11 protein-coding genes are annotated in these 11,950 nt (G+C 37.1%); all 11 read right to left on the reverse strand.

Annotation, left to right across the window (positions count from 1 at the left end; translation table 11 throughout):
* Positions 1 to 406: 406 nt before the first annotated feature.
* On the reverse strand, positions 407 to 1,186 hold the full coding sequence (locus BTR25_RS07500) for an SDR family NAD(P)-dependent oxidoreductase (protein ID WP_075687449.1): 780 nt from the start codon (positions 1,184 to 1,186) through the stop codon (positions 407 to 409).
* A gap of 13 nt (positions 1,187 to 1,199) precedes the next feature.
* Complete coding sequence (locus BTR25_RS07505) at positions 1,200 to 2,789, reverse strand: class I adenylate-forming enzyme family protein (RefSeq protein WP_075687450.1); 1,590 nt, start codon at positions 2,787 to 2,789, stop codon at positions 1,200 to 1,202.
* Positions 2,790 to 2,807: 18 nt separating this feature from the next.
* Positions 2,808 to 3,512, reverse strand: coding sequence for an ABC transporter ATP-binding protein (locus BTR25_RS07510; protein WP_075687451.1), 705 nt, complete (start codon positions 3,510 to 3,512; stop codon positions 2,808 to 2,810).
* A 1-nt stretch (position 3,513) separates the two neighbouring features.
* Entirely contained in the window at positions 3,514 to 4,275 is a 762-nt protein-coding gene (locus BTR25_RS07515) for an ABC transporter ATP-binding protein (protein WP_075687452.1), read from the reverse strand.
* Positions 4,272 to 5,285, reverse strand: a complete 1,014-nt coding sequence (locus BTR25_RS07520) for a branched-chain amino acid ABC transporter permease (protein ID WP_075687453.1) — start codon at positions 5,283 to 5,285, stop codon at positions 4,272 to 4,274. Before BTR25_RS07520 ends, BTR25_RS07515 begins: the two co-directional genes overlap by 4 nt.
* 22 nt (positions 5,286 to 5,307) lie before the next feature.
* On the reverse strand, positions 5,308 to 6,174 hold the full coding sequence (locus BTR25_RS07525) for a branched-chain amino acid ABC transporter permease (RefSeq protein ID WP_175596719.1): 867 nt from the start codon (positions 6,172 to 6,174) through the stop codon (positions 5,308 to 5,310).
* 65 nt (positions 6,175 to 6,239) lie between these two features.
* The gene (locus tag BTR25_RS07530; protein WP_075687454.1) at positions 6,240 to 7,499 is read right to left on the reverse strand and encodes an ABC transporter substrate-binding protein; all 1,260 of its coding nucleotides are present in this window, start codon (positions 7,497 to 7,499) and stop codon (positions 6,240 to 6,242) included.
* A gap of 19 nt (positions 7,500 to 7,518) precedes the next feature.
* The gene (locus BTR25_RS07535) at positions 7,519 to 8,286 is read right to left on the reverse strand and encodes an enoyl-CoA hydratase-related protein (protein WP_083652275.1); all 768 of its coding nucleotides are present in this window, start codon (positions 8,284 to 8,286) and stop codon (positions 7,519 to 7,521) included.
* 10 nt (positions 8,287 to 8,296) lie between these two features.
* Positions 8,297 to 9,928, reverse strand: a complete 1,632-nt coding sequence (locus BTR25_RS07540) for an AMP-binding protein (RefSeq protein WP_075687456.1) — start codon at positions 9,926 to 9,928, stop codon at positions 8,297 to 8,299.
* Positions 9,929 to 9,945: 17 nt separating this feature from the next.
* Positions 9,946 to 11,085: an acyl-CoA dehydrogenase family protein gene (locus BTR25_RS07545; RefSeq protein ID WP_217696960.1), complete on the reverse strand. Its 1,140-nt coding sequence runs from the start codon at positions 11,083 to 11,085 to the stop codon at positions 9,946 to 9,948.
* A gap of 62 nt (positions 11,086 to 11,147) precedes the next feature.
* Positions 11,148 to 11,735 (reverse strand): TetR/AcrR family transcriptional regulator, encoded by a 588-nt coding sequence (locus BTR25_RS07550; protein WP_075687457.1) that lies wholly within the window; start codon positions 11,733 to 11,735, stop codon positions 11,148 to 11,150.
* Positions 11,736 to 11,950 lie beyond the last annotated feature (215 nt).

An 11,950-nucleotide genomic window follows, 5' to 3' on the forward strand; every position in this document is an offset into this window, starting at 1 on the left:
GGAATGAATATGAATTGGCGATAGCCCCATCGGAGTTAACGATTAAAGATTTAAATAGATTGATTGCCTATAATCGGTATAAAAATAAGGGGACCCTTGTTAATCTAGTAAAAAAAGGTGTTTTACAGAAAAAGTAACAGCATGTTACGAGTATCATTATCTTTTGAGTCATTTTAATTGTTTCTTTTACACGATTATCGGTTATAATATTACTAAGAATTGCATAATTTTAAAAAAGACCGAACATGCTGTAACATGTCCGGTCCAGCAATAGTAGGTTCCCTCTGAAGGGGATCCGGCTAGGTAGGGATAATCCACCTGAGGCGCGAACTCAAGGGTGGATTATTTTTTTTGTTTAAATGACAGTACTTTTCATAAGGCTTCTCTAAAATTATAATTAAAAGATTTACTTTATATCGTAGGCATCTCCACTTGCTCCAAACGCAGTCCATCCCCCATCAACTGGCAAACATGTACCTGTAATGTATTTTGCCTCTTCTGAAACAAGGAAAGCTACGGCATGGTAGATATCCTTTGTATTACCGAATTTACCATAAGGTATTCTTCTTCGTACTTTGTCATGACTTACTTTATCATTGGTAAATAGCTCTTCTAACATTGGAGTCATGATATAACCTGGAGCAACGGCATTTACATTTATCCCATATTGTGCCCATTCACAGGCCAGGTTCTTAGTAAACATTATGATGCCTGCCTTAGCTGCTCCATAAGCATTACGTCTTGGGAAACCATCCAAACCGGTAATGGATGATATATTAATAATCTTCCCATATTTATTTTCTATCATATTTCTCCCAACTGTTTTACTACACAAATAATTCCCTCGAAGATGAATATCAACAATTCGCTGCCAATGGGTTACGTCTTGTTCGAGGGTTGGAGTAATGGTATCTGCAATACCGGCATTATTGATAAGAATATCAATTTTACCAAACTTCTTTATCCCTTTGCAGACCATATTGTCAACATCTGATTCATTTGTTACATCACATGTAATCCCTAACGATAAAAAAGGCGGAAGAGTGGAAAGGGTTTTCTCGACTGATTCTTTGTGTATATCATTTACGATAATTTTTGCCCCTTCATTAGCAAATCTGACAGCCATATCGGCCCCAATTCCACTGCCAGCACCTGTAATTAGAACAACTTTATTCTTAAAGCGCATAAAGCCATCCCCTTTAGTCGATTAATTCTCGTAATTTTGTTTTTAAAACCTTCCCCATAGGGTTCCTTGGAAGTGCATCAATAATTTCTATATCTCTGGGAACCTTGAAATCCGCAATTTTACTTTTGCAAAATTCAGTTAACACTTCAGGGGAAATGACCATGGATTTTCGGAGTACAACAAAGGCCTTAATATCCTCACCTAAGTGTTTGTGTGGTTTTGCAATGACTGCTACCTCGAGAACCGCAGGATGTGTATATAAGCAATTTTCTACTTCCAAGCTAGAAATATTAAAACCACCACGGATAATGATGTCCTTTCTTCGGTCAACATGAAAGATATAGCCATCCTCGTCACGATAAACTAAATCACCGCTATGAAGCCAGCCGTCTATAAGGGTATCTCTTGTTGCAATCTCGTTTTTGTAATAACCCTTCATATTAGCTGGGGAACGGTAACAGATTTCACCGATTTCATTTGTCCCAACTTCCTGATTGTTCTCATTAACAATTTTAATATCTACAAGCGGCATTCCTTGATTACCAACAGATCCTAATTTAGTAAGAGCGAAATCTCCAGGTAAAAATGTACCCGTAGGTCCCGCTTCTGTCAGTCCATATGTTTGCTTAAGCTCAACATGGGGGAAATTATGAAATAAATTTAATATCAGCTGTTTTGGCATGGGAGCTCCACCATAATCCAAAATTCTTAATGATGACAAATTAAATTTTCCTAGAAGATTCGATTCCAATATAAAAGAATAAACTGCAGGAACACCAACATAAATGGTCGTTTTCATTTCCTGAATCGTACATAAAGTTTCTTCCACATCAAACTTGCGATCCATTATATACGTTGCACCATAGACTAGAGTGCTTAAAGGGTTAAAATGACACCCGGAACTGGTAAAGAACGGAAATGCACTTTGATAAATATCATTTTCTGTAATGCCAATTGCTCCTCCAACAGAATAGCCTGTTGCAACCGAACTTGAATGAGTATGCATTACACATTTGGGTTTACCGGTTGTTCCAGACGTATAAAGCCAATCGGCGTCGTCTGTTTCTATGACTTGTATTAGAGGGTCTCTATTTTCCCCATTATTAAGTATTTCTTCATACGCATAAATTTTGATCTTTCCAAATAAGTCGGATGGTATCTCTCCTACAACAATTAAGAATTCTAGGTTAGGGCAAAATTCAATTATCTCTAATATCACTGGTATCTGATTGTTGGAAATGATGACCCCTTTAGCAGAGCAGTGTAAAAGAATGTATTTTAATTCTTCGCCAAAGTAGCTTGTGTTGATTGGTACATTTATTCCACCAATCTTGTGAACAGAATAGAATGATAGAATGCACTCAAGTCCTTGGGCATTATCCATAAAAATAGCGATTCTTTCTCCTTTATTAACACCAAGCTTTAGATATCCATTTGCAATTTTATTAGTATAGATGTCTAACTGGGAGTATGTTAAGTACTTTTTGTTGTTACTCATTCCACTCCAGGCAGCTAATGCAGTCTTCTCTGGAAACGTTTGAGCATTAAGTTTTAAATAATCTACAATCGTTCTGTTCTTAAAAAAGGAAGGTAGTTTCTGCATGTTTTTACCTCTTTCATACTATACCGCTAAATATTTCTCCTTTAGCTCCGGCCTTGCGTCAAATTCATCCCATGTACCTTCAAAAATAAGTCGCCCTTGGTCAATAAGATAAACATACTCGGTCAATTTTCGGCTAAAACTTAAGTTTTGTTCAGCAAGGAGAACCCCCACTCCTAATTCCTTAATCACTTTTCGAATAACTTCAGCGAGTGATTCTACTATTAATGGAGCAAGACCTTCAGTTGGTTCGTCTAGTAGCATAATATTTGGTTTTGCCATTAGTGTCCTTGCTATCGTCACGACCTGCTGTTCTCCGCCACTTAGTTGGCCACCTTTACGGTTATTAAAATTATGGATGATAGGAAAGAGCTCCATCATTTCCTCTATTGTGAATGGAGCTATTCGGTTTTTTGCACCAAAAACACCCATTTTTAAATTTGATTCAATACTTAAGTCGGCATAAACTCTACGATCCTCCGGCACATATCCTATACCCATTCTTGCTAACCTATATGGTTTTTCACCAATGATGGGTTTATCATTATAAAGAATTTCTCCTTTTACCTTAGGCTGAACATTCATGATACTCTTTAAGGTAGTCGACTTACCTGCTCCATTTCTTCCAAGTAATGCAGTGCCTTGCCCTTCTTTCACTCTGAGCGACAACTTTTGGATGATATAACTACTTCCATAAAATGACTCTAAATCCCGGACTTCTAGCATTCTAAATTACCTCCTTCCCTAAATAAACTTCTCTTACTAATTCATTCTTTTTTATTTCTTGGGGGGAATCCGTGACGAGGAGTTCGCCGCGATTTAATACTGATATTCGATCTGCTAATGTAAAAACAACCTCCATATCATGTTCGGTTAGTAAAATCGTTAAATCATGTGAATCGTGAAGTTGTCTAATTAATTTTACAGTTGCAGCTGTATCCTCTGGTGACATACCTGCAGTAGGTTCATCCAATAACAATAACTTGGGCTGAAGCGCTATAGCTATAGCAATTTCTAAACGTTTCTTATCGCCATGAGAAATATTGCTTACCAGTTTATCTTTTTGATTGTATAGATCCACATCATTTAGACTTTGTTGGACCTTTTCTTTCACCTTTGCTGAAGGCTTAAAAAATCCCCTTAATCCTGTACGATTTTTCCACTGGTCATTTATTCTGCATGATATTAAGATATTTTCCTCTATCGTTAAACTAGGGAACACCTTCGGCACTTGAAATGCTCTAGCCATCCCCATACGAACTCTTTTCCAGTCAGGTAATTTATTTACATTTTCGTTAAAAAACAGCACCTGACCGGTTGTCGGCTCAATTTCCCCTGAGATCACACCAAACAATGTACTTTTTCCAGCTCCATTGGGACCAATAATAGCGTGAATTTCATTTTTTTCAAGCGAAAAGTTAACATTCGTCAAAGCACGTATCTCTGGCCAAGTTTTTGAAATTTGTTGTACTTCTAAACATTTGCTCATGAACGTAACTCCTTTGTGCTCGTAGTTTTCTTTTCAGTTGTTGGTTTTAATTGACTTTTTTTACGAAGATTTGTGATTTTTTCAATCAGTCCTAAGACACCCTTTGGCAGAACCATAATAACTATAAGTAATAGCAAACCGATTAATAAATCAGCAGAATCTAGGAAGGAACTAGTCACAAAACGGAAAATTTCATAAATAAAAGCTCCTACTACTGGTCCTAGGAAAAAGGTGAAACCTCCTAATAAACTTATAATGATTGGTGTTGAAGAATGGACCCAAGAAGCCATATCAGCTGTAATAATACTATTTAGTGGGGCAGCTAATGCTCCTGCAACTCCAGTAAAGGTACCTGAGATAACAAAAGCAATTAATTGAAAGCGCTTAACATTAACACCTAGAAATGCTGCGCGTGTAGAATCTTCCCGTATAGAAATGAGTGTTTTTCCTAATCTAGATTTAACAATTAACCATAGTAAAAATAAACAAAAAACTACAATGGTTAACACAACATAATAGTAGTTCGGCATTCCATTAAGACTAAAAGTATTAGAGCCGACATTGATGGGGGGTGCTTTAATCCCAGCAATACCGTTTTGACCTCCTGACCACTTAGATTGAAAGAATATTTGATAGATTAATTCACCTAAGGCAAGCGTTAGGATGGCGAAGTAAATCCCTTTTGCCCTAAAAGCAACAAAACCAAGTAACAACGCTGATATGGCGCTGAAAAATACAGCTCCAAGTAGACCTAATAGAAAGGAAGAGTGTGCATCCATGATCAGGGCTATACTATACCCACCTATAGCAAAATAAGCGGCTTGGCCAAAAGAAACTAATCCAGTATATCCTAATAAAAGGTTAAAGCTTGTAGCAAACAAAGCCATAACAAGGATGGAAGATAACCGAAAAATGATGTTACTGCTAACCATATAAGGAAATGCATATAGTAATAGAATCGCCAACCCTATAAATATTGTGATAAGCATATTTTTATTCTTTAGAACCATTTCCTCACCTCCTTCATTTCATTTAATGTGCAAGCAATCCTTTTGGTTWCCATAGCAAAATGACAATCATACCGATAAAAAATGAAACACCGGCAAGTAATGGTACAAAGGCAGTTAAGTAAGAATCAATTAATGAAAGAATGATAGCCGCAAGGAATGCACCTGGTATACTTCCTAATCCACCCACAACAACCACTCCAAATGCTTGAATGATAAATGTCATCGCAAGTGTTGGAGTTAGTACCGTACTTGGTGCACTGATCAACCCAGCAATCCCAGCTAAAAAGGCTGAAATAACAAATACGCTTGTATAGATGATAGGAACATTTACCCCAAGTGCATTTGTCATAATAGAATCCTCTGCGGACGCTCGAATGAGAGTCCCCACGGATGTCTTTTGAATAAAGACCCATAACAAGAAAGCCACCAGGAAACCAATACCGATGATAATTAAATAGTAAAGAGGTATGGTCATACCTAGAAAATCAACTCCACCACCTAAACCCTTTGGAAAATTAACTGATAAATAGGCAGCACCCCATATTTGATGGACTACCCCTTGAAGAATGAGTAAAACCGCAAATGTTGCAATTAAAGAGAAAATCTCATCAACCTTATAAATTCGCCTCAATACGGTTAATTCAATGAAAGCAGCTAAAACTGCGACAATGATTCCTGCAACTAGAACAATTAAGAAGTAAAGCCAAGGAGCTATCATGGCTCCTTTTGTTATAGAAAAACCTATATAGGCTCCTAACATGAAAAAAGCACCGTGTGAAAAATTCAAAATACGTAGAACTCCGAAAACTAACGTTAATCCCGAAGCTACTAAAAATAACAACATTGCTTGTGACAAACCATTTACAAATGGACTTAGTATTGTTGCCATTGTCATATGCTCCTTTTTCATGAAATACCAGGTGAAACTCACCTGGTATTTCAACTAATTTCTAATTAATTTACACTTGGTGGTAGAACGATATCTTCCCCTGGAATAATTACTATTTCCTCAACTTTCCAACCAGGAGCTGCATCTGTTGGAACAATATGAATCCAGATAATCTCTTTAATAGCCTGATGATCTTCTGCACGAATAGTCCGTTCTCCTGATAAACTATCAAACTTAAGACCTTCTAATCCAGAAATCACATCTTCTGTTTTCGTTGATTTAACTTTTTCGATGGCGGCTTTATAAGCGAGTGCTGCATTATACGGCTCAGCAGAGAATCCAATTGGATCTTTTCCATTTGCAGCTTTATAATCTTCTACGAATTTGTTATTGATTGGATTGTCAAATGCAGAGGCTAAATAATGAAGTCCACCCCACTCTTCATGCATAATTTCGCCTAACTGGTCACGAATATCTTCTTCAGCAGATGGATTAACAAATACTTTTAAATCTTGGTAAAACTTATATGGTTCGGCTTGCTTTGACATGACAATGGCGTCCCCTGCATAAAGTGATGAGAATACACCTTCTGGTTTTGCATTTTGAACAGCAGTAATGTAATTCTTAAAGTCTGGTGCAGCAAATGCCGGCCATGATTCGTGTATTAAGTCAGTTTTAGGGTTAAATTCTTTTAATGCTTTAAAGAAATTATCGTGGGTACTGTGACCGTATTCATAATCTGGAGATAATGTTGCCCACTTCGTAATATCTGGATAGCGTTCCGCGATAATTTTCGCACCAGCGTAATTCCTCATTTGGGCATTGTCGGTAATCCTAAAATAATGTTTATTAAAGTCTGCACCTGTTAAGCGGTCAGAGTGTGCAGCTGCAGTAATTAAAATAGAATCCATTTCTTCCATTGCTGGAGAAAGTGCTAGTGCTACACTACTACTAATAACCCCTAGAAAGAGATGTACTCCCTGATTATTTAAGTCTCGGGCAACCTTAACTGCTTCCTCTGGACTTCCCTTATCGTCACGGACTAGGAGTTCAACTTCTTTACCATTAATTCCACCATCATCATTTATATGTTTAACGGCTAATTCTACTCCCAGTTTCATAGGTTCACCAGAACTAGCATTAGAGCCAGATAAACTTGTAATTAAACCAATCTTTATTTTTTCATCAGTTTGACCTTCTGAGCCTGAATTTGAAGAATTATTTTCGCTTTCTTTGTTCGAAGACATCGACGAACCTGAGCATGCAGACAAAAGTAAGACTGCAATCAACATCAATAGTGAGACGGCTTTACGAGCTTTATTCATGAATATCCTCCTCTAATAATTATTTACCTTTAAAGACTGGTTCTCTTTTTTCAAAAAATGCATTAACTGCTTCTTTTGAATCCTCATATGCCGATAATTCACCTGAAAGACCCTGCTCAAATTCATATCCTTCTTTCAAATTCATAAATTCAATAGTATTAAGGCTTTTCTTTGCCATTTTTATCGCAATTGGACTCTTACTAGCAATCTCTCCAGCTACCTCCATAGCAGTTTCCATCAGTTCCTCCTGTTGAACAACTTTTAGAATTGCACCATATTGTTGCATTTCTCTTGCAGTCATTGCATTTCCTGTATAATGCATATATCGTACGACCATCTGAGGCACGAGTCGTGAAAGGTGTCTTGCCCCGCCCATTACCCCTACATTTATTTCTGGTAGACTGAATTTAGCATTTTCGGAGGCGATTAAAATGTCACATACAGCAGCATAAGCAAGACCGGTTCCTGGAGCCGCTCCTTGAACAACACCAATGACTGGAACACGACAATCATAAACCGACCAAAAACTTTCCCTTACTTTTTCCATTCGTTCCCCTGCATTGTCAGGAGTCATTGTTACAAATTCATTTAAATCGTTACCAGCAATAAAAGCCTTCTTACCGGCTGTTCTGAAAATGACAACACGAATATCATCTCGATCATTAATAGATTCAAAAGTTCTTTGAACCTCATCATAAGTCTGTGCATCGATGGCATTAACCGGCGGACGGTCAATGGTTACAATACCTATATTATTTTCTACTTCGAGTTTTACAAATTTCATCATTAATTTCCCCTCAAATTCCTTTTAATTTATTAATAATTCTTTCTTTCAACATAAACTTTTGGATTTTTCCACTTGCAGTCATCGGCATCTCATCAATTATTTCTAAACGTTCTGGTAGTTTCTGTTTGGCGATTTGTTTCTCAATCAAAAACTGTGATATTTCTTCTAGAGTGATAGAGTTTTCCGGCTTCGGTACGACAAATACACATGCTTTCTCACCAGTTTTTGGATCTGGCATTGCAACAATAGCCACTTGTTTGATTTTTTCATGTTGGTAAAGTAATTCTTCTACTTCTTTTACGCTGATATTTTCTCCATTCCAAATAATAATATCTTTCTTCCTTCCTATTATTTCGATATAGCCATCTTCATCAATACATGCCAAATCACCAGTTAAAAAATAACCATCAGTTAGAAACGCATCATTATTAAATTCCTTTTGTGTATATCCCAAAAACATCTCTGGACCTTTTACTGCAAGTTCTCCGACAGTGCCACATGGTAAATTTTCACCATTATCGTCAACCACCTTTGCTTTGGATCCCTCTATTAATCTGCCATCTGTAAAGGCTGCCTTATGCAATGGATCCCTAGCATTACATGCTGTCAAAGTTGGGTATTCAGAGGACCCATACACCCTTGTTACGTAGCAACCTAGGACATCTGATGCTTGTTTAATAAGCTCAGGCGGTACATCTGCACCTCCACATGGAAAAGCCTTGAGTTTTAAATGTTTTTTATCCTCGTTTGTAAGCGATTCCACAATTCCTCTTAAAAATGGAGTAGCACCAACGGTCCATGAGCATTGCTCCTTTATCATAAGTTGAATTGCGTCCGCCGGAGACCATATATCCTGGTACACTACTTTCCCCTGAATCATAAATGACAACTCGAGTCCATAAAGCAGGCCAGTAATATGAGTTACCGGAGAGGGCATAAAAACAGTATCTTCTTCAGTTAAGTTGTATAGTTCGATTATTGTTCGATTTTCGTGGAGTAATGTATTATGGGAGTGTAAAACCCCTTTAGGATTTGCAGTAGTTCCTGAGGTGTATAGGAGTAATGCTGGATCTGTTTCATTAATAGAAGCAACATCATCGTTTGAGTAAGAGTTCTTAATAAATTGGGAAAAGTCAAGTTCGATTTCAGGATTTAATACTGGGTGATTACTATATTTATCTACTACAAGTATTTTTTCAACCGTACCTACTTCCCCGTCATACAAAATAGATCGTGCCATCTCTAAATAATTAAACTGGCGGAAGGTAGCCGGGACAATAAGGACTTTTGTATTAGACTGTTTAAGAATATACTTAACTTCTTTATTCCGATATATTGGAATGATAGGATTGCTAACTCCGCCAATCATGGAAATTGCCTGATGGATGACAGCACATTCAATCCAGTTCGGCATTTGGAAGGATACAACATCACCCTTCTTAACACCTATTGATAGTAATCCACCTGCTAATTTTTTGACTTGATCATTTAAGTCTTGATAGGTTAAGCGGTCATATGGGTCAACTATTGCCACTTTATTAGGGAAACAATTTACAGCATCTTGTAAATATGAGTAAATATTCTCGTTTCTCCAGTAACCTTGACTAATATAGTCATCTCGGTGGTTTATAACACTTACCATTCCTAGTCCTCCTACTTCTATCTTAATATTTGTCCAGAAATCACATTTCGCTGAATTTGATTAGTACCCTCAACAATTTGAAGTAGTTTTGCTTGTCTAAAATAGCGCTCGGTTGGATATTCTTTCATATAACCTACCCCACCCAATATTTGGAGAGCATTTGTGGTCACTTTCATTGCTGTATCAGTTGCATAACATTTACTCATGGCGCCATATAATGCTGCATCAGGTTCACCATTATCAATAATAGTGGCTGATTTGTAGACAAGCTGTCTAGCTGCTTCAATTTCAGTTCTCATATCTGCCATCATCCATCTTAACCCTTGAAACTCTGAAATTGATTGCCCAAATTGTTTTCGTTCTTTTGAATATGCAATCGCATAATCAAGAGCACCTTGCGCCAACCCAACACCTATCGCAGCCACTAGTGGTCTAGTCTTGTCAAGAGTTTTCATGGCGATTTTAAAGCCTTCACCTTCTACACCAAGTATATTTTCCTTAGGAACAATGACATGATCGAAATAGACTTCACAAGCTGAAAATCCTTTAAAACCCATCTTATTCTCTTTTTTACCAATGGTAACTCCAGGCGTATTGACGTCTACTACAAAGGTACTTATACCTTTATGGCCTTTTGTCACGTCTGTTTTTGCAAACACACAAAGTAGACTAGCAACATCTGCGTAAGAGGAAAATCTCTTTGCTCCATTAATGATATAGTTCTCACCATCAAATTCTGCTCTTGTTGTCATAGCAGAAACATCGGATCCTGCATCTGGCTCTGTTAAGCAAAAAGAAATTCTTTTTGTTCCCTTTGCAATATCCGGTAGATACTTTTTCTTTTGTTCGATACTTCCACCAACAATAATAGGCATAGCACCTAACTCTTGTGTAGTAGGGACCATAGCTGTATTAGCACAAACTTTTGCCAATTCTTCCATTGCCATACTCATAGCAAGTAGACTGMCGCCCCCACCTTCATATTCCATTTCATAAGGGAGTCCGATAATTCCTAGCTCACTCATCATTTTAACTAGATGTTCTGGGAAATGCCCGCTTTCTTCAATTTCTTCAGCAAGAGGTGCCACCTTCTCTTTAGCGAATCTTTTTACACTCTGCATAAATAAGTCTTGCTCAAAAGATAAAATTGTACTCAAATAAATTCTCCCCTAACGTATTTTATTATTTAAAATTTTCTGACTAAAGAGCCAAAAWAAAGCTAAATCTTTATACCATTCTTAATTAGCTTCATCATTTCATCGACACACTCATCTACCTCTCTGCCATCCCACAAGATCCATTTCATTCCAATATAATCTGATATTCCCATGAAAGCGTATACAAGGAACTCAGGATCTACGTTCTGGATTTCTCCTTTTTGTACAGAATCAGCCATTCCTTCAATATAGCCTGCAGTTAAATTTGCGAAATACTGTTTATGAAGGGTTTCATCGACAAATTCGGCTTGGCGAAATAGCCGCAGCATGTAGCGATGTTTTTTTAGAAACTCAAAAAAAGTTCTATAACCAATTTCCTCTAACTCTATACGGTCGGTTATACCATGAGTTTTCTCTTTTATCGTTTTTCTTAATTCACGTTGAATGCCAAGTACCAATTCAGCAAATATAGCTTCCTTAGATTCAAAATAAGTATAAAACGTTCCTAGTGAAACCTTGGCATTTTTGGTGATCTCCACAATTCCAGTTTGATAAAATCCAAATTTACCAAACTCCTCTTCAGCAGCCTCCAATAATTTGTTTTTTGTTTGTTTTCCTCTTTCAGTCTTAGGGCCGGTATTATTATTCATAATGGTCATCCTTTTTAGATTTTAATTACTTAAAATATGAATCACCTTTCAAGTTAGTTTTTATTTTAAATTATATATCTTTAATGGTCAAGATACTTTTTAAAAATTCAAAAAATTTTAGCAAAACAGTCGCTTGCAACAACCACCTATCTTTTACTCTCCTACCAGTTAGCAAAAGCTTTGTTAATAAGCCCTTCATCCCTCCTTCACGCAAA

The sequence above is a fragment of the Bacillus sp. MRMR6 genome (genome assembly GCF_001940785.1).
GTDB lineage: Bacteria > Bacillota > Bacilli > Bacillales > Cytobacillaceae > Neobacillus.